The organism is Actinoplanes solisilvae (genome assembly GCF_003999975.1).
Taxonomy (GTDB): Bacteria; Actinomycetota; Actinomycetes; order Mycobacteriales; family Micromonosporaceae; genus Actinoplanes; species Actinoplanes solisilvae.
In genome coordinates, this window is the sequence record NZ_RJAC01000003.1 from 104,460 (window position 1) to 123,076 (window position 18,617).

General features: G+C 69.6%; 18 protein-coding genes and 1 pseudogene. 13 read left to right on the top strand and 6 right to left on the bottom strand.

From position 1 onward, the window contains the following. The first annotated feature begins 25 nt into the window (after nt 1-25). Genes EER30_RS11390 through EER30_RS11400 form a run of 3 tightly spaced genes read left to right on the top strand, consistent with a single transcriptional unit; the run spans nt 26 to nt 3,474 of the window. Entirely contained in the window at nt 26-241 is a 216-nt protein-coding gene (locus EER30_RS11390; RefSeq protein ID WP_127500359.1) for a heavy-metal-associated domain-containing protein, read from the top strand. Continuing rightward, entirely contained in the window at nt 238-1,209 is a 972-nt protein-coding gene (locus EER30_RS11395) for a DUF8832 domain-containing protein (protein ID WP_127500360.1), read from the top strand. The genes EER30_RS11390 and EER30_RS11395 overlap by 4 nt, the downstream gene beginning before the upstream one ends. Nucleotides 1,210-1,221: 12 nt before the next feature. Then, nucleotides 1,222-3,474: a heavy metal translocating P-type ATPase gene (locus tag EER30_RS11400; RefSeq protein ID WP_127500361.1), complete on the top strand. Its 2,253-nt coding sequence runs from the start codon at nt 1,222-1,224 to the stop codon at nt 3,472-3,474. 100 nt (nt 3,475-3,574) lie between these two features. On the opposite strand, the gene EER30_RS11405 is transcribed toward EER30_RS11400, so the two are convergent. The 4 genes and pseudogenes from EER30_RS11405 to EER30_RS11415 all read right to left on the bottom strand — a co-directional run bounded on the left by EER30_RS11405 (nt 3,575) and on the right by EER30_RS11415 (nt 8,458). Continuing rightward, entirely contained in the window at nt 3,575-6,217 is a 2,643-nt protein-coding gene (locus tag EER30_RS11405) for a cation-translocating P-type ATPase (RefSeq protein ID WP_127500362.1), read from the bottom strand. 79 nt (nt 6,218-6,296) lie between these two features. Next, complete coding sequence (locus tag EER30_RS49905) at nt 6,297-7,289, bottom strand: Acg family FMN-binding oxidoreductase (RefSeq protein WP_432417533.1); 993 nt, start codon at nt 7,287-7,289, stop codon at nt 6,297-6,299. Between the two features lie 45 nt (nt 7,290-7,334). After that, nucleotides 7,335-7,640, bottom strand: a pseudogene (locus EER30_RS47880) (phosphoketolase family protein); the annotation flags it as partial. Further along, nucleotides 7,640-8,458, bottom strand: a complete 819-nt coding sequence (locus EER30_RS11415) for a slipin family protein (RefSeq protein WP_127500364.1) — start codon at nt 8,456-8,458, stop codon at nt 7,640-7,642. The gene EER30_RS11415 and the pseudogene EER30_RS47880, both read right to left, overlap by 1 nt. Before the next feature lie 492 nt (nt 8,459-8,950). On the opposite strand from EER30_RS11415, the gene EER30_RS11420 reads away from it, so the two are divergent. The 3 genes from EER30_RS11420 to EER30_RS11430 are packed head-to-tail and all read left to right on the top strand — an operon-like array spanning nt 8,951 to nt 10,304. Continuing rightward, the gene (locus EER30_RS11420; protein WP_127500365.1) at nt 8,951-9,148 is read left to right on the top strand and encodes a universal stress protein; all 198 of its coding nucleotides are present in this window, start codon (nt 8,951-8,953) and stop codon (nt 9,146-9,148) included. Further along, nucleotides 9,145-9,789, top strand: coding sequence for an SRPBCC family protein (locus EER30_RS11425; protein ID WP_205650186.1), 645 nt, complete (start codon nt 9,145-9,147; stop codon nt 9,787-9,789). The genes EER30_RS11420 and EER30_RS11425 overlap by 4 nt, the downstream gene beginning before the upstream one ends. Nucleotides 9,790-9,791: 2 nt before the next feature. Continuing rightward, nucleotides 9,792-10,304 (top strand): flavodoxin domain-containing protein, encoded by a 513-nt coding sequence (locus EER30_RS11430; RefSeq protein ID WP_127500366.1) that lies wholly within the window; start codon nt 9,792-9,794, stop codon nt 10,302-10,304. On the opposite strand, the gene EER30_RS49910 is transcribed toward EER30_RS11430, so the two are convergent. Then, nucleotides 10,276-10,893 carry a YcnI family copper-binding membrane protein gene (locus tag EER30_RS49910; protein ID WP_127500367.1) on the bottom strand — a complete coding sequence of 206 codons (618 nt, stop codon included), beginning with the start codon at nt 10,891-10,893 and terminating at the stop codon, nt 10,276-10,278. The two genes, EER30_RS11430 and EER30_RS49910, sit on opposite strands and share 29 nt — an antisense overlap. 150 nt (nt 10,894-11,043) lie before the next feature. Between EER30_RS49910 and EER30_RS11440 the strand changes: the two genes are divergently transcribed. Continuing rightward, complete coding sequence (locus EER30_RS11440; protein WP_127500368.1) at nt 11,044-11,268, top strand: tautomerase family protein; 225 nt, start codon at nt 11,044-11,046, stop codon at nt 11,266-11,268. A 166-nt stretch (nt 11,269-11,434) separates the two neighbouring features. Here EER30_RS11440 and EER30_RS11445 read toward each other — a convergent pair whose 3' ends face one another. Beyond that, nucleotides 11,435-12,226 carry an IclR family transcriptional regulator gene (locus EER30_RS11445; RefSeq protein ID WP_205650188.1) on the bottom strand — a complete coding sequence of 264 codons (792 nt, stop codon included), beginning with the start codon at nt 12,224-12,226 and terminating at the stop codon, nt 11,435-11,437. 202 nt (nt 12,227-12,428) lie between these two features. On the opposite strand from EER30_RS11445, the gene kduI reads away from it, so the two are divergent. The 6 genes from kduI (at nt 12,429) to EER30_RS11475 (ending at nt 18,617) form a co-directional block, all read left to right on the top strand. Then, nucleotides 12,429-13,208 (top strand): 5-dehydro-4-deoxy-D-glucuronate isomerase, encoded by a 780-nt coding sequence (kduI, locus tag EER30_RS11450; RefSeq protein WP_205650189.1) that lies wholly within the window; start codon nt 12,429-12,431, stop codon nt 13,206-13,208. Then, nucleotides 13,205-13,960 (top strand): 2-dehydro-3-deoxy-D-gluconate 5-dehydrogenase KduD, encoded by a 756-nt coding sequence (gene kduD, locus EER30_RS11455; protein ID WP_127500371.1) that lies wholly within the window; start codon nt 13,205-13,207, stop codon nt 13,958-13,960. The genes kduI and kduD overlap by 4 nt, the downstream gene beginning before the upstream one ends. Before the next feature lie 97 nt (nt 13,961-14,057). Next, entirely contained in the window at nt 14,058-15,131 is a 1,074-nt protein-coding gene (locus EER30_RS11460) for a sugar ABC transporter substrate-binding protein (RefSeq protein WP_127500372.1), read from the top strand. A gap of 113 nt (nt 15,132-15,244) precedes the next feature. After that, nucleotides 15,245-16,129 (top strand): ABC transporter permease, encoded by an 885-nt coding sequence (locus EER30_RS11465; RefSeq protein ID WP_205650190.1) that lies wholly within the window; start codon nt 15,245-15,247, stop codon nt 16,127-16,129. Then, nucleotides 16,126-17,637, top strand: coding sequence for a sugar ABC transporter ATP-binding protein (locus EER30_RS11470; RefSeq protein WP_127500373.1), 1,512 nt, complete (start codon nt 16,126-16,128; stop codon nt 17,635-17,637). Before EER30_RS11465 ends, EER30_RS11470 begins: the two co-directional genes overlap by 4 nt. Beyond that, on the top strand, nt 17,634-18,617 hold the full coding sequence (locus EER30_RS11475) for an ABC transporter permease (protein ID WP_127500374.1): 984 nt from the start codon (nt 17,634-17,636) through the stop codon (nt 18,615-18,617). Before EER30_RS11470 ends, EER30_RS11475 begins: the two co-directional genes overlap by 4 nt.

The following is an 18,617-nucleotide window of genomic DNA, read 5'->3' on the forward strand; positions in this document are numbered from 1 at the left end:
CGCTGAGAAACTTGAGGAGACCTCCATGGAGATCCGGAACACCTACACCGTGACCGGTATGACCTGCTCGCACTGCGTCAACTCCGTCGACGCCGAGCTCCGTCAGCTTCCCGGCGTGTCCGAAGTGCGGGTCGACCTGACCTCCGGCGGCGTCACCGTCACCAGCGACCAGCCCCTCGACGAGGCCGCGGTGGCCGCCGCCGTCGACGAGGCGGGTTACAACCTGGTCAGGTCGTCGTGAACACGCCCATCAAGCTGGGCGCCTTCGGCTTGGGACTGGTGGTGGTCTTCACCGCGGCCCTCGGCCTGGGCCGCGCGGTCGGCCCCTCCGCAGCCCCCGACGCTCCCACCGGCCACAACCAGCACGACGCGCCCGCCACCGCAGCCGCCGTCGCGGCGTTGCCGGCCGGACTGCAGGTCACCCAGGACGGCTACCGTCTGCAGCCGATCAGCGCCGGCCTGGCCGTCGGCGCCGCGAAACCGTTCCAGTTCCGCATCGTCGGACCCGACGACAAGCCGGTCACCGACTACACCGTCAGCCACGACAAGGATCTCCACCTGATCGTGGTGCGCCGGGACCTGTCCGGCTTCCAGCACGTACACCCGGACCTGGCCGCCGACGGCACCTGGTCGATCCCGCTCGCCGTCACCGAGGCCGGGCAGTACCGGGTCTTCGCCGACTTCCAGCCCGCCGGCCGCGCCGACGGACTGACCCTCGGCGCGGACCTTCCCGCCGCCGGTGACTACCAGCCCCGCCCGCTGCCGCCGGCCGAACGCACCACCACCGTCGACGGCTACACCGTCACCCTCGCCGGTGACCTCACCCCGGGCGGCTCGGCACAGCTGAGTCTGTCGGTGAGCAAGGGCGGCAAGCCGGTCACCGACCTGCAGCCCTACCTCGGCGCGTACGGCCACCTCGTCGCCCTGCGCGAGGCCGACCTGGCCTACCTTCACGTGCACCCCGACGGGGCGCCCGGCGACGGCAGGACGAAAGCCGGTCCCGAGATCGTCTTCCACGCCGACGTCCCCTCCACCGGCAACTACCGCCTTTATCTGGACTTCCAGCACCAAGGCAAGGTCCGTACGGCCGAGTTCACCGCGACCGCCGGCGCCTCGCCGTCCCCGCCCCCGGCCAGCCCCGCCCCGACCACCCCGTCGCCGGCGCCGAGCGCGTCCGAACACGACGCCGACGGCCACACCCACGGTTGAGGAGAAGCAGCCATGACGACCACGCGGCCGCTGCCGGTAGCCCCGAACCAGCTCGAGTTGTCGATCGGCGGCATGACCTGCTCCTCGTGCGCTTCGCGGATCGAGAAGAAGCTCAACCGCCTCGACGGTGTCACCGCGACCGTCAACTACGCCACCGAGAAGGCCTTCGTCACCTACGACAACACGATCACCCCGGACGATCTCATCACCACCGTCGAGAAGACCGGCTACACCGCGGCGCTTCCGCCGCCACCGGCGTCCGTCGACGAACCCGCCCCGCCCGTCGACGAACTGCGCGTCCTGCGGACCCGGCTGTTCACCGCGATCGCGCTCAGCATCCCCGTCGTCGTGCTCGCGATGGTCCCGGCCTGGCAGTTCACCTACTGGCAGTGGGCGTCGTTGACGCTCGCCGCGCCGGTCGTCGTCTATGCCGGCCTGCCGTTCCACAGAGCGGCGTGGATCAACCTGCGGCACGGCGCCGCCAGCATGGACACCCTCGTCTCACTGGGCACCCTGGCCGCGTTCGGCTGGTCACTGTGGGCACTGTTCTTCGGCACCGCCGGTCAGCCCGGCTTGACGCATCCGTTCAGCTTCGACATCGGCGGCACCGACGGGATGGACGCCATCTACCTCGAAGCCGCCGCCGGTGTCACCACCTTCCTGCTGGCCGGCCGTTACTTCGAAGCCCGCTCCAAGCGGCGGGCCGGCGCGGCACTGCGCGCCCTGCTCGACATGGGCGCCAAGGACGTCGTCGTGCTCCGCGGCGACACCGAGGTCCGCGTCCCGGTCGGACAGCTCGCCGAAGGAGACCGGTTCGTCGTGCGGCCGGGCGAGAAGATCGCCACCGACGGCGTCATCGAGGACGGCACCTCGGCCGTGGACGCGAGCATGCTCACCGGCGAATCCGTGCCCGTCGAGGTCGGGGTCGGCGACACCGTCGTCGGTGCCACCGTCAACGCCGGCGGCCGCCTGATCGTGCGAGCCACCCGCGTCGGCGCCGATACCCAGCTCGCGCAGATGGCCAAACTGGTCGAGCAGGCCCAAAACGGCAAGGCCGCCGTTCAGCGCCTCGCCGACCGCATCTCCGGGGTGTTCGTGCCGATCGTCATCACCCTCGCCGCCGCCACGCTGGGCTGGTGGGTCGGTACCGGCAACGGCTGGACACCGGCGTTCACCGCCGCCGTAGCCGTGCTGATCATCGCCTGCCCCTGCGCACTCGGGCTGGCCACCCCGACCGCGCTGCTGGTCGGCACCGGCCGCGGCGCTCAGCTCGGCATCCTGATCAAAGGACCGGAGGTCCTCGAGTCCACCCGCCGCGTCGACACGATCGTGCTGGACAAGACCGGTACCGTCACCACCGGCCGGATGACCCTCGCCGCCACCCTGGCCGCCGACGGCGAGGACCAGAACGAGGTGCTGCGACTGGCCGCCGCGGTCGAGGCCGCCTCCGAACACCCGATCGCCCAAGCCATCGCCGACGCCGGCGCCGCTCGAGGCCCGCTGCCCGCGGTAACCGGATTCAAAAACCTGGAAGGCCTCGGCGTCACCGGCACCGTCGAGAACCACGACGTGCTCGTCGGCCGGCCCCAACTACTACGAGAGCACGGCTACACCCTGAGCGACGAGATCGAACAAGCCGTGGCCACCGCGCAAAAGACCGGCCGCACCGCGGTGGTCGCCGGCTGGGACGGCCACGGCCGAGGAGTCCTCACCGTCGCGGACGCCGTCAAACCCACCAGCCGCGAGGCGATCACCGCGCTACGTGGTCTCGGACTGACCCCGGTCCTGCTCACCGGCGACAACGACAACGTCGCCCGGGCGGTCGCCGCCGAGGTCGGCATCGACGAGGTCATCGCCGACGTGCTGCCCGCCGGCAAGGTCGACGTCGTCAAACGAATGCAGGCTCAGGGCAAGGTCGTCGCCATGGCCGGCGACGGGGTCAACGACGCCGCCGCCCTCGCCCAGGCCGACCTCGGCCTGGCCATGGGCACCGGCACCGACGTCGCGATCGAAGCCTCCGACCTGACCCTGGTCCGCGGCGACCTGCGCGCCGCCGCCGACGCCATCCGCCTGTCGCGGCGCACCCTGCAGGTCATCAAGAGCAACCTGTTCTGGGCGTTCGCCTACAACGTCGCCGCTCTGCCCCTGGCCGCGGCCGGCCTGCTCAACCCGATGATCGCCGGCGCGGCCATGGCGTTCAGCTCCGTCTTCGTCGTCGGCAACAGCCTGCGACTGCGCCGCTTCACCAGCATCACCTCCCAGTAGCCGCAACGCGCCGGTGCCGTCCTGCCGCCGACACGCGGCGGGCCGGCGCCGCGCGACAGCCGGCCCGGGGGCGGTAGCAAGACTCGGCGAGCCGAGGATTTCACGGGACGTGGTCATGGTGGGGTGGCGGGCGGTCGGTGGTGTGCACGCGCCGGTCGAGGCGGATCGCGGCATAGCCGAGACTGGCCACCGCGGTGACGATGAGCAGGTCGGTGATCGCCAGCGGCTCGGTGCCCAGCAGGGATTGCAGGGGTGGCAGGTAGATGCCGGCGAGTTGCAGGGCGAGTGCGGCGCCGACGGCGGCGAGCAGCATCGGGTTGGCCCGGGTGCCGGGCCGAACCCGAGAGCCCAGCGCGACGGCGAGCTGGGTGACGCCGAGGGCGAGGAAGGTCAGGGTCTGCCACGGACGGTCGGTGGCGTGCGCCCAGACGCCGACGCCGATGGTGATCGCGGCGATGACTACGCCGACGCGCAGGATGCGTTGCCATAGTCCGGCGCCGAGGATGGTCTCGGACGGCGGCCGTGGCGGGCGGTCCATGATGTCGGTGTCGACGGGTTCGCTGCCCAGGGCGAGTCCGGGCAGGCCGTGGGTGATCAGGTTGATCCACAGGATCTGCGCGGGTAGCAGTGGCAGGGCGAGGCCAACGAACGGGCCGGCGAGCATCACGGCGATTTCTGCGGCGCCGCCGGACAGGGCGTACAGCAGGAATCGGCGGATGTTGGCGTAGACGCGGCGGCCTTCTTCGGCGGCGGCGACGACAGTGGCGAGTTCGTCGTCGGCCAGGACCAGGTCGGCGGCCTGCCGGGCGACTTCGGTGCCTCGTTTGCCCATGGCGACGCCGATGTCGGCGCGGTGCAGGGCGGGTCCGTCGTTGACGCCGTCGCCGGTCATCGCGACGACCTGCCCGGCGGCTCGGAGGGCGTCGATGATGGCGACCTTCTGCTGCGGGGTTGCCCGGGCGAAGACCCGGGCGCCTTGTCCGGCGCGGGCGCCGGGCTCGGCGGTACGGCAGTCGACCACGTCGTCGCCGGCGTCGATGATGCCGAGTTCGACGGCGATCGCGCCGGCGGTGGCCGGGTGGTCACCGGTGATCAGCACCGGGGTGATGCCTGCGCGCTGGCACGCGGCGATGGTCGCGCCGGCTGATGCCCGGGGCGGGTCGAGGATCGCGACGAGGCCGAGCAGGGTCAGGCCCTCCTCGCGGGCACGGGGGTCGGTGGGCGGCGGATAGTCGGCCTGGGCGACCGCGAGGACCCGGTAACCGTCGCCGGCGAGGGCGTCCGCGCGGGCCGCTGCGCGGTCGACCAGCTCGGCGGGGTCGGCGAGGACCGCTGGTTGCAGGACCGCCTCGGGGGCTCCCTTGCAGACGATCCGAGTCGCGCCGTCGGGGAGCCGGTGGGTGGTCGACATGCGTTTGCGGATGCTGTCGAACGGCTCCTCACCGATACGGGGCAGCTGGGCGTGGAGGGTCTCGCGGTCGACGCCGAGTTTCGCGGCGGCGGTGAGCAGGGCTACCTCAGTGGGGTCTCCGACCGGCAGCCAGTCCGGGTTGTCGCTGTTCGGCGGTTGCAGGGAGCCGTCGTTGCACAGTACGGCCGCGCGTAGCAGCTGCGACAGGTCGGGGGCGTCACCGTCGGCCACGACCGTGTCGTCGCGGCGGATGTCACCGTGCGGTGCGTAACCGGAACCTTCGACGAGGGCTTCTCCGGCGGGCGTCCACAGGTGTCGCACGACCATCTGACCTTTGGTGAGGGTGCCGGTCTTATCAGTGGCCAGGACGGTGACCGAGCCGAGGGTCTCGACCGCCGGCAGCCCTCGGATGACGGCGTTGCGAGTGGTCATGCGGCGGGCGCCAAGCGCGAGGCTGAGCGTGACGACTGCCGGCAGAGACTCGGGTACGGCGGCGACGACCAGGGTGATCGCCGTGACGATCATAAGTTGCAGCGGCTGGCCGCGAAAGACTCCGAGGGCCAGGACGACGGCGCACAGCACCAGGGCGCCGGCGGCCAGGAGACGGCCCACCCCAGCGAGGCGGCGTTGCAGAGGGGTCATGGCGGGCGCGGCGGTCATCATCGCGGCGATGCGGCCCATGGCGCTGGCCGCTCCGGTCGCGGTGATGAGTGCCTGTCCGCGCCCGCGGACGACCACGGTTCCGGCGGACACGTCGGCCGCCGGACCGTCCGGGCCGGCGGATTTGTCGACCGGCGCGGACTCACCGGTCAGGGCTGCTTCGTCGATCAGCAGGGCGTTGGCCTCGACGACGTGGGCATCGGCGGGCACGATGTCGCCTTCGGCGAGGACGAGCAGGTCACCGACGACCAGGTCCGCAGCCGGTACCTCGCGGTGCTTGCCGTCGCGGACCACCCGGGCGGCGGGTGCGGTCAGCGCGGACAGTGCGGAGATCGCCCGTTCGGCTTTGACCTCCTGGATCACCCCGACGGTGGTATTCACGACGATCACGAACAGGATGACCGACGCGTCGGTGAAGTCGGCGGTGGCCAGGGTGAAGCCGGCGGCGGCGAGAAGGACGAGGACGAGCGGGTCCCGTAGTTGCGATACGACCCGCCGCCACAACGGCGGCGGTCGGCGGACGGGCAGCACGTTGCCGCCGTCGCGCGCCAGCCGGTCCGCCGCTTGCGCCCAGGAGAGCCCGCCGGGCGTCGCCACCGGCGGCGGTTCGTCGGCGGTGATGGCGCCGCTCGTCCGGTTGGGGTGTGCGGGGCCGGTGATCGGCGAGGTCATCGCGCGTTCCTGCTGCTGATGCCGGCGGCGTTCGCTGCAGGGCCTCCGGGTCGGGTGGACCGTGACGGTCCTCGCCGTGTCAAGGCTGTTCGACGGTTCGCTCGGCCGGCAGGCGAGGTGTGCGCGGCGGGCCGACGGTGGCGCCGTCGACGACACCGAACCGCAGGACGAGGTACGGATGGCCGAGGCCGGACAGCAACTGCCGGACGGCTTCGCGAGTGAGCGTGACCTCGATGGTGGCGCTCAACGGTACGACCGAGAGTCCGAGCTCGGTGGCCTTGAGCCACACCGCGGACAGGGCCTCCCCGGCTCGTAACCAGTCGAGGTCATCGTCGCCGGGGCCGTAGAGGATCGCGAAGACGGCCGTGCGGTGGTGGGTGTCCGCGATGGCCGTCTTGCCGGGATGACCGAATTCGGGTCCGGGCACCGTCGTCTGCGATGCCTCACGGGCGACGACGGTGTCCGGGATGCCGGTGCCGGGAATGCGGTCACCGCCGGTCCAGTGGTCCATCTCCGCCTGCCAGGCCTCGTCCTCGGACTCGATCTTCTGGGCGTGGTCCGTGGCGGAGGCCAGGTCGAAGATCTGGCGTGGGCGCAGCACGTGCAGCGACGTGTTCTGCGACTCGGCTGCGGCGGCGATCGAGCCCAGTTTCTGAGCGTCGATCGCGGTGCTTTGCACGGGCCGGCGGTCGGTGTGCCGCAGCGCGATGGTCTGCAGGTGCCGGATCGCTGAAGCTTCGACGGGGATCCGGGCATCGGCCCGGACCGTGGCGAGATGTGTGGGTCTGGCCTTGTCGGGCAGCCGGGTCACGGTGGCGTGCCGGCCGTCCGCGGCGAGGCTGACCAGGGCGTGGTGCAGTGCGGCGCCGCAGCTCAGGATCGCCAGACGGCGGTCCGGGTCGGCGACGGCCAGGGTCCGGCTCTCGTCGAGGAACAGCTCGAGGTGATCGCCGTGCGCCCACCACCGCCACGGTTGGGTGTTGTGGATCGACGGGGCATGGCTCGCCGCGGTGGTGGCGTGCGCGAGCGCCCGGGTCACGGCCTGGGCGTCTGCGATCTGAACGGAAGGCATCCTGGTTCTCCTGGTGCTGTGCTGTGCTGAGCGGCGAGCTGGACGGGTGTTGGCCACCAGCCCGGGACCACCGTGGCCCGGCCCGGTCACGTAGATGGCCTCCCGGCCGCGGGCCGCGATGATCCGCGACAGGTGGGCGTAGATCAGGTTCAGGCCGGGGGTGGTGCCCCAGTGCCCGAGCAGCCGCGGCTTGACCTGCTCCGGCAACAGCGGCTCGCGCAACAGCGGCTTGCCCATCAGATAGATCTGCCCGACGGACAGATAGTTCGCCGCCCGCCAGTACGCGTCCACGCGGCGCAGCTCGTCGGCTGCCAGCGGCTCAGCCCGCGTCACGGAGAAGAGGCCGGACATCAGAGGGACGCCGTGGGCAGTATCTTGCCGTTGGCCGGAGTCGTGGCCGCGGCGGTGGCGGCCGCGTTCTCCCGGGCCAGGAACGTGCCGAGCTCACCGATGGTGCTCATGAGCGGAGCGGGAAACACGACGGTGCTGTTCTTGTCGACACCGAGCTCGACCAGGGTCTGCAAATTGCGCAGCTGCAGTGCGAGCGGGTGGGCCATCATGATGTCGGCGGCGGATCCCAGCGCGTCGGCGGCCAGGGCCTCACCCTCAGCGGCGATGATCTTCGCGCGCTTCTCCCGCTCGGCCTCGGCCTGCCGGGCCATCGCGCGTTTCATGCTGTCCGGGAGCTGGATGTCCTTGAGCTCGACCAGTGTGACTTCGACACCCCAGTCCTCGGTGGCGATGTCGAGGATCGTCTTGATGTCGATGTTGATCCGGTCGGTCTCGGACAGGGTCTCGTCGAGGGTGTGCTGGCCGACCACCTTGCGCAGCGTGGTCTGGGCGATCTGGTTGATCGCCGCACCGACGTTCTCAATCGCGACGACGGACTTCTCGGCGTCGACGATCCGGTAGTACGCGACCGCGGAGACGTCTACGCTGACGTTGTCGCGGGTGATGATGCCCTGCGACTGGATCGGCATGGTGACGATGCGCAGGCTCACCCGGTTCAGCACGTCCACGATCGGGATGATCACGGTGAGACCGGCTTTCCGGACGGCGATGACCTTGCCGAGCCGGAACAGGACTCCCTGCTCGTATTGCTTGACGACCTTCACGGCGAGCGACGCCAAGGCGAAAAGGACGATGAGGGCGATCCACAGGTACCACATGGCGGGAGATCCTGACTTCGGCCGCAGCCGGATAGTCGTGCCCGAGAACAGTCTGGGTGCGAAACGCAGTCGATCGCTGCGGCGGGCGACGCGACACCGAACGCTCACAGCGGCCAAATACCGAGCCACCGGGGTCCAGGGCGACACCCTGACCCTACGCCTGTTGACGCCGGCCGGGAGCAGGCATCGGCTGTCAGCAGACTCGGCGTAATGGGCGTACGGTCGAACTGTCGCCCTGGCCCCCGGTGGCCGCTGAGCCCACCGACGCCGCCGACGCCTCGCACCGATCGTCGATCCCCCTCGCCGCGATGCCGAGGAACAACAGTGCACCGGTCGCGTTCGTCTGCTGGCCTTCTGGCTCATCTGTCTCGGCGCTGCCCGCCGTGGCCGGCGCCACCACCGGCCCGGACCACAGACCGGGCCGTCCGCACCGACTCCGCCGCCCGTACGAGCCGGCTGAGCCCGTCAACCACGCACTTCCCGGAGGTAGACATGAGCGATCACGCACATTCCGAGGGCCGGTGCATCGTCGTGGGCGTCGACAGCTCGCACGGCTCCAAGGCCGCACTGAAGTGGGCGCTGGCTCAGCCCCGGCTGACCGGCGCGGCAGTCGAAGTAGTGGCCGCCTGGCAGCAGCCGGCGAGCCCCGTGATCGTCGTGCCGGACGACAAGTCCAGGAACACGTCATGATCAGGACGGCGGGTGTCTCCTCCCTCGTCATGTCGATGACCGTCGTCGTGGCGGCTGCCGTGTTGAGGAGGCGGCAGTTGCGGTGGGGCGCGACCGATGCCGAGATCACCGAACCGCTGGCCGGTGATGAGGTGATCTCTGATCCGGACCTGACGGCCACCCGGGCGATCACGATCCACAGCGGTGCCGACGACGTCTGGCCCTGGATCGTGCAGCTCGGCCAGGGCCGGGGCGGCTTCTACAGCTACGACAGCCTGGAGAACCTGGTCGGCTGCGACATTCACAGCGCGCTTCAGATCAACCCCGACTGGCAGCACCTCGACGTGGGCGACGCCGTCCGGCTCGCACCTGAGCTGGCACTGCGGGTCGCCGTCGCCAAACCACCCCGCACGCTGGTCCTGCGGGGCGGGGTGCTGCCGGGGACAACCATCGCGCCGTGCGACTTCACGTGGACCTTCGACCTGTCACCGGTCTCGGCGACCGAGACCCGGCTCGTCGTGCGGGAACGGTACGCGTACGCGCGGTGGTGGGCGCGGCTGATGGTGGAGCCCTTGACGTTCGTCAGTTTCCTGATGAGCCGGCGCATGCTGCGCGGCATCCGCGACCGCGTCGAGCATTCCAGCCGCAGATCGGAGTCATAGCCATGAGAATTCTGGTTAGCACGGCGAGCAGGCACGGTTCCACCACCGGCGTTGCGGTCCGCATCGCCGGGAGGCTCCGGGCCGGGCTGCCCGACGACGTCGTCGTGGATGAGCTTTCCGCTGCCGAGGTTGCTGACCTGGTGCCGTACGACGCTGTGGTCCTGGGCAGTGCTGTCTATCTGGGACGGTGGCTCGACGACGCCCGAACACTTGCGGAACGGCTCGCGGTGCAGCCCTCGCGGCCGGTGTGGCTGTTCTCCGTCGGCCCGATCGGTGATCCGCCCAAGCCGGTCGAGGAGCCGGCCGAGGTCGGTGACATCGTCCGGGCCACCCACGCTCGTGGCCATCGCCTTTTCGCCGGACGCCTCGACCGGCACGAGCTGGGCTTCGCGGAGAAGGCGGTTGTCATGGCTCTGCGGGTGGCGGACGGCGACTTCCGCGACTCCGACGCCATCGACGCCTGGGGTACACAGATCGCTACCGAGCTCAGTAGAGCGGAGAGCGAACCGGCGTGAGGCATGGGCGGACACACCCTGACGGTGCCGGTCGCGGGCGATGAGGCCGCTGACCGTGGCCGACCTGATCAAGTGGCTCGTCGACCTTCTGCCCGTCCTGCGGCACCTCTATCCAGGCCGATTCGCCCTGCTCGCAGGTCTGGATGGTGGGGAACGCCAGTGTGGTTCCGTCGGCTTCGGGGAGCTGGACGGCGACTTCGATGACCTCGCGGTAACCGTCCGGGAGCGGGGTGTCCGTGCTGAAGGTGACCGAGCTGACGCGTTCCACTGCCACGGGATCGGTTCGTTTCTCGACCCTCCACAGTGCTGTCCGGGTGGGGGTCACCGAGGTGACCTGCGGCGGTATCTGAATGGTGATCCTGGTGGTGGGTGACTCCTTGCAGCCGTGCTCGACGGCGAACCGGAGTACGGCGTGAGCACCGGCCGCGGTCGTAGAGGGGGTTACGGTGACGTGGGCGCCGGCTGGGGAAGCGAAACCGAGGAAAGCGAAACCGATCAGCGCGGCGGCACCGGCCGGCACGACGCGCCATGACCGCGTTCCAACAGAACGGTGCCGGTTCCAGGCTAATCCAATGTGATCACGCCACATTCCGCAGATTCGACCAATATCGAACCCATGTCAAGTATGTGAACCTGAGTCCGCCCAGCATTGCGGCACCCAGGGGCGGGCTGTAGGTTCGTTCACGCTAGTGAACTGAGGTCCGGTTCGTGGACGACATCTGAGAAAGCGGGGCCATCCATGCCTAACATCACCGTCGAGTTGCTCGCGGGCCGGACCGTGGAGCAGCGCAAGGCCTTCGCCCGCGCCGTGACCGATCACGCCGTCGAGATCCTCGGCGCGCGTCCGCAGGACGTCCGCATGGTGTTCACCGAGATCACCGCGGACACGGTGGCCAACGGCGGGGTCCTCGCCAGCGAGGACGCCAGCCGCGCCGGCGTTGTGGCGAAGTTCGACAAGCACTGAGCGGCGCGCTCGGGGCCGGCTGATGAGGTTGCCCGGCCCCGGCAACGCGCACCGGAAGAACGCGCACTGAAAGAACGCGCACTGAAAGAACGCGTACCAAGAGGGCGTTCCGCAGCGCGCGCCGAGAGAGGGTCACGGCAGCGCGTACCAAAGGGGAGAAAGAAACTCAGCGCAGCAGACGGTTGTCGCGCATCGCGGACAGGCGCGCCTTCACGCTCAGCAGGGTTTCGATGATGAAGTCCTCGCGGCCCTTGCCGAGGCGGCTGATCGGGACGGCGACGCTCAGCGCGTCCACCGATCGGCGCGAGAAGGGCAGCGCCACGCCGAAGCAGCGCACACCGAGGCAGGACTCCTCGCTCTCCTCCGCATAGCCGAGCTCGGCGGCCTTGTCGATGATCGCCAGCAGGGCGTTCCGGTCTGTGATCGTCTGCGAGGTGAGCGCCTTGATCTGGCCGGGGACCAGGGTGTCGCGAACGTCTTCGGGCATCTCGGCGAGCATCGCCCGGCCGAGGGCCGTGGTGTAGGCGGGTAGACGGCGGCCGACGGCTGAATACATGCGCAGCGGGTGCTTGGACTCGCGCTTGGCGGTGTAGATGACCTCCGCGCCTTCGAGGCGGCCCAGGTGCACCGTCTCTTCGGTGGCCGTTGCGATCTCGTCCATCACGGCGCCGGCCCGCGACAGCACCGGGTCGCCGTCGAGGTAGGCGGAACTGACCGTCAGGGTGTGTACGCCGAGCCGGTAGACGCTGCCGGTCTGGTCGGTGTCGAGCCATCCGCGGGCGCACATCGTACGTAGGAGCGCGTGCAGGCTGCTTTTCGGAATGCCGAGTCGCGTGGCCAGTTGCAGCTGGGTCCCGGGTCCGTTGGCGGCGATGTCGTCCAGCACGTCGAGGACGCGCGCAGCCGACTTGACCTGCGAGGTGGCGGAGCCGCCGTTGACCGTCTTCTCCGTGTCCACCAAGGCCTCCTCGTCATTCATGGGTCGCGGTCGCGAAGAAGCACCACACTACAGCACGGTTCACATAGAGGGACTGACTTCCACCCCTTGACCTGTGATCGGCGCCATAGGTATGGTCGCCCTCAGTTCACGTAGCTGAACCAGGTTCACGAACGAGGAGAAGGTTTTGATTGAGGTTAGGTATTCCGCATCTCCGTCAAGCGTGGAGACGGCGACGACCGCGGACCTGCGAAAGAACTTTCTCGTGGAGGACCTGTTCCGCGCCGGCGAGGTGCGCGGCGTGTACACCCATGACGACCGCCTGGTCGTCGGCGGAGCGGTTCCCGGCGCCGGTCAGCTCGAACTGCCCGCCTGGGACGTGCTCGGCGTTCCGTCCCACCTGACCCGCCGTGAGCTGGGCATCATCAACGTCGGGCAGTCAGGCCACGTGCTCGTCAACAATGAGAAGTTCGAGCTCCGCCACCTCGACGGCCTGTACGTCGGCCGGGGCAACGAGGTGGTCTTCGCCGGTTCCGACGCCGCGTTCTACTTCGTCTCCGCTCCGGCGCACGCGACCTATCCCACCACCCCGCTGACCCACGCGGAGGTCGAGCCGGTCAAGCTCGGCACGCCGCAGGGCGCGAACGAACGCAGCCTGTACCGCTATGCCTGGGGTCAGGAGCTGGAGACGTCGGTCCTCCAGTTCGGCGTGACCGTCATCGCCGACGGCTCGGTGTGGAACACCTTCCCGCCGCACCTGCATGACCGCCGCACCGAGGCGTACCTGTACCTCGACCTTGACGAGAACGACCGGGTCTTCCACCTGATGGGCAAGCCCGGCGCCGCCCGCCACCTCGTGGTGCGCAACCGTGAGGTCGTCATCTCGCCGCCGTGGTCGATCCACTCGGGCGTCGGCACCGGCCCGTACGCCTTTGTCTGGGCGATGGGCGGCGAGAACAACGACTACACGGACCTGAGCGCGGTAGCGCTGGAAGACCTGTGACGTCGCCGTTCGACCTGCACGGTCGCCGCGCCGTGGTGACCGGCGCCGGCCGCGGCATGGGACAGGCCATCGCCCTGGGGCTGGCCGGGGCGGGCGCCGACCTCGTCCTGCTGGGCCGGCCGGGAGCCCAGTCGTGTACCCGGGACCAGGTGGCCGATCTCGGCCGTGCGGTGGAGGTCGTCGACCTCGACGTCAGCGATCATGAGGCCGTCGAGCGGGCCGCGGCCGAGGTGAACAGCAACGGCCAGGTGGACGTCCTGGTCAACAACGCCGGCATCATCGATCGCCACGACTCGGTGGACGTGAGCCGCCAGTCGTGGAACCGCGTCATGGACATCAACCTCAACGGCCTGTTCTTTCTCTGCCAGGCATTCGGGCGCCCGATGGCCGAGCGAGGACACGGCAAGATCGTCAACATCGCCAGCCTGCTGTCCTTCCAGGGCGGCGTCCGGGTGGCGTCGTACGCCGCCAGCAAGCACGGCGTCGCCGGTGTCACCAAGGCCCTGGCGAACGAATGGGGCCCGCGGGGTGTGCAGGTCAACGCCATCGCGCCCGGCTACATCGCCACCGACAACACGACTGCGCTCCGGGCCGACCCCGACCGTTCCCGGTCGATCCTCGAACGCATCCCCGCCGGCCGCTGGGGAGAGGCCTCCGACATCGCCGGAGCCGCTGTCTTCCTGAGCTCGGCCGCCGCCGACTACGTCAACGGTCACGTCCTGGCCGTCGACGGAGGGTGGCTGGCCCGCTGACCCTGGCCGCCACCGCATCACGACCGTACGAAATGACGCCTCTTCTGTTTGGGCCACCGCGCCGGACTCTCCGGCACCGAAGAACTGAGGTCAGTTGATGAGAATCGCAGCCATACTGAGCCTGTCCCTCACCGCCGCCGTCCTAGCCGGATGCTCCGAGCAGCAGGCCGGCGCAGGAGACGACACGGCCGCCGCCTCGGGCGCTTGCGAGGCGTCGAAGGTCCGGCTGGTGGGTCAGGTCCGCAACGAGTCCAACCCGTACGAGGCCTCGTGGCTGGCCGGTGGCGACGCCTTCGCCAAGTCGGTCGGTCTCACGCAGGAACGCCTCACCTACGGCGGCGACTCCACCAAACAGCAGGAGCAGATCAGCCAGATCCTGGCCGGCGACACCAAGTGCCTGGTCATGAACGTGCTGCCGAACGGTGACTCGGACACCGCACCGATCGTCAAGGGCGCCGACAAGGCCGGTGCCTACCTGGTCACGCAGTGGAACAAGCCGGCCGACCTCAAACCGGCCGACTACCAGACGTGGCTCAGCCACATCACCTACAACGGCGTCGAGTCGGGCCAGCAGATCGGTGACGCCCTCGCCAAGAAGATCGGCTCGGGAGGCATCATCGCGTTGCAGGGTGTCCTCGACACGGCGGCGGCCAAGGACCGGTTCACCGGTCTCCAGGCGTCGCTCAAGAACAACCCGGACATTAAGCTGCTGGACCAGCAGGCGGCCAACTTCTCGCGCGCCGAGGCGCTGACGGTCACCAAGACGCTGCTGGCCAAGCACGGCAACAAGGTCAAGGGAATCTGGGCCGCCAACGACGACATGGCGCTCGGCGCTCTGGAGGCACTGCAGCAGGCCGGTCTGTCCGGAAAGGTGGCGGTCGTCGGCATCGACGCCGTGCCGGACGCCGTCACCGCCATCCAGAAGGGCGACATGACCGCCACCGTCTCCAGCGACGGGGCGTGGCAGGGCGGGATCGGCCTGGCGATCGGTTTCTGCTACGCCACCGGCAAGCTGAAGGTGGCTGACACCGCCGCTGACAACCGGGCGTTCTTCGCCAAGCAGTTCCTCATCACCAAGGAGAACGCGGCCGACTTCGCCCAGCCCAAGACCGACCCGGCCGACTTCGAATGCGGCAACGTCTTCAACCGTAAGGCCGGGCCCCTGACGTGACAGTGACATCCGAGGTCGCCACAGCGCCTCGCCGTAGTTCTCGGCGAGGCGCGTCGTTCCGGGACGCCGGTCCACCGGTCGCGCTGATCGTCATCTTCGCTATGTTCGCGGCCTTGAGCCCGCAGTTCCGCAGCGTCGACAACGTTCGGAGCATCGTGGACGCGGCTGCCGTGCTCGCCGTCGTGACCTGCGGAATCACGTTCGTGCTGATGATGGGGTCGATCGACCTCTCAGCCGCCGGCGTGATGGGCGCCTCCGCCCTGACCGTGTCACTTCTGGTGGCCAACAACCGCAACGACAACGACTTCGGGTTTCTCGGCATCGTGGTCGCCGTCCTGCTGGGCTGCGCGTTCGGCTCCCTCAGCGGGTTCGCTCTGGTCCTGCTGAAAGTGCCCTCGTTCATGGCTACCCTGGGGGTGTCGGCCATCGGGCTGGGCGTGGCGACCCTCATGTTCGCCGGCGTCCAGCCCAACATCTCCGACACCATGCTCGAGAGCTGGGCGATCGAGCGCTTCCTGGGGTTCTCCTATCTCGCCTGGATCGCCGCCGCCTGCATCCTGGTGGGCTGGCTCATCCAGCGCTACACCCGGCTCGGCCGGTACGCCTTCGCGATCGGCGGCGCCGAGGAAGTACTGACGCTGTCCGGAGTCAAGGTACGGCCGTACAAGGTCGCGGTCTTCACCTTCGCCGGCGCCTTCTACGGGCTGGGCGGCGTCATGGTGACCAGCCAGCTCGGCGCCGGCCTGGTGCAGGCCGGCAACGGATACGACTTCTCGGCCATCACCGCCGCCGTCGTCGGCGGCACCCTGCTCACCGGGGGCCGGGGCGGCGTCCTGCACTCCGCCGTCGGTGTCCTGCTCGTCATGGTGCTCACCAACGGTCTCGTGCAGGTCGGAGTCAGCCCCTACTGGCAGGGCGGGGTCGAGGGCGTCATCGTCGTGGCCGCGGTGGCCGCCGCCGTCATCCCGCAGCGTCGAAGGAACCAGGTGGTCAAATGAATGCTCTGGAGGTCCGCGGCCTGGTCAAGCACTACCCGGGCGTGAAGGCCCTCGACGGCGTCGACCTGGTGGTCCGGCCGCACGAGGTCCTCGGCCTGGCCGGTGAGAACGGCGCGGGCAAGTCCACGCTGCTCAAGGCGCTGGTCGGCCTGGTCGCCCCGGACAAAGGCCAAATCCTCGTACGCGGTGAGCCCGTCAAACTGCGCAACGTCGTCGACGCGGCCGACCACGGCATCGGGATGGTCTTCCAGGAACAGTCCCTGGTGCCAAACCTGACCGCCGCGGAGAACATCGTCCTGGGCAGTGAAGGGGCCGCGGTCCGCCGGGGCGTCTACCGCTGGGACACCATGCGCCGCCTGGCCCAGGAGCAGCTCGACAAAATCGGTTCGAACATCGACCCGCTCGCCCGGACGGACACGCTCACCTTCGCCGAACGGCAGATGGTCGAGATCGCGAAGGTGCTACGGATCGAGGAGCGCAGCCAGCATCCGCCGGTCATCATCCTGGACGAACCGACCTCGGTGCTCGAGTCGAAGGAGATCGAGACGCTCTTCGCGCAGATCCGCCGGCTGCGCGAATTCGCCTCGGTCGTCTTCGTCTCGCACCGCCTCGACGAGGTGCTCGATGTGTGCGACCGCGTGACCGTACTACGCGGCGGCCGGTCGGTCGGTGAGGTCGCCACGGCCGGCGCCGTCCCGCGCGAGCTGCACCGCATGATGATCGGGTCCACCGGCTCCGACGACCACTACCACGGGAACGCCGCCACACCCGTCGTGTCGGAGCAGCCCCGGCTCTCCGTACGCGGGCTCTCGGGCCGGTCGTTCCAAGACGTCGACCTGGACGTCGCGGCCGGCGAGATCCTGGCGATCGTCGGCGTGCACGGATCCGGTCGCGAGGACGTCTGCCGCGCCCTGTTCGGCGCCGAACCGACGACCGCCGGCGAGATCCGGATGGACGGCGCGAAGATCGAACTGCCCAGCACCCGGGCCGCGTGCGCCGCCGGCATCGGCTACGTACCGGCCGAACGCAAGGTCGAGGGCATGGTCGGCTCGATGTCGGTGGCCGAGAACATGACCCTGGCCAAACAGAAAGCCCGCTGCACGGGACCCTTCGTGGCCCCCAGGAAACAGGCCACCCTGGTCGACAGATGGATTCGCCGGCTCTCCATCCGTACGCCGCGACGCGACACCGCCATCGGGCGGCTGTCCGGCGGCAACCAGCAGAAGGTCGTCCTCGCCCGATGGCTGGTCGGCGGAGACGTACGGCTGCTCCTGCTGGACCACCCGACGCGCGGCCTGGACATCGGCGCCCGCTCCGAGGTGTACCGGCTGATGCGCGAGCTCGCCTCGAGCGGAGTCGCCACCGTGCTTCTGGCCGACAGCCTCGAGGAGGCCATTGGCATGGCCGACCGCATCCTGGTCATGAGCGACGGCCGGGTGACGGCCGAGGTCGCCTGCCCGAACGGCGGCAAGCCGAGCCCGCTGGACCTCGTGAAGGAGATGGTATGAGCACTTCCGTCGCCATCAAGCCGCCTGTCGAACCCGCGGTCGGCAAGGAGAGGACTCGGCTGACCGGCTTCATGCCGCTCATCGCCCTGGCCGCGCTCATCGCCGCTTTGACCATCGCCGACCCGGACTTCCTGACCCAGCGCAGCCTGACCGCGGCCGCGCGGACCGCCGCGCCGCTCATCGTGCTCGCCGCGGGGGCGACGCTCGTCGTCCTCTGCGGCGGCATCGATCTCTCCATCGCGGCGCTGGCCTCGCTGTCGACCGTCTTCCTGGCCCTGTGGATACCGGATCTCGGCGGCCTGGCCACGCCGGCGGTCATCCTGGTCGCGGCGGTGATCGGCGTGCTGCAGGGCGCAGCGCACGTATTGCTGCGGATACCCTCGTTCATCGTCACCCTCGGCGGGATGAGCATCCTCTCGGCGGTCGCCCTCGTCGTCTCCGGTGCCGGCACCGTACGAGTCGTGGACGACTCGACCGTCAAGTGGCTCGACCTCTACGTCGGCGGCTACGTGCCGATGTCGGTGATGGTCGCGGTCATCGTCGTCGCTCTGATCGCCGTGCTCCTCAAGGTCACCCCACTGCAGAGCTGGGTCTCGGCCACCGGTTACTCCGAGTCGGCCGCGCGGCTCGCCGGCACGCCCGTCGACCTGGTCAAGATCGGAGCGTTCGCCGTCTCCGGCGCCTGCGCCGGGCTCGCCGCGGTCATGCTGGTCTCCCGTCAGTTCAGCGGCGGCCCCACCATGGCCGACAACCTGCTGCTGCCGGCGGTCGCGGCGATCGTCGTGGGCGGCACCGCCATCACCGGCGGTCACGGCAGCGTGTGGCGAAGCCTCGCCGGCGCGCTCGTCGTGACGCTGCTGCGGGTGGGCCTGCCGATCGTCGGCGTGCCGTCCGCGTACGAGCAGATCCTGTACGGCGCGATCATCGTCGTCGCCGTCGCTCTCACCCTCGACAAGTCGAAAGTGTCGATCATCAAGTGA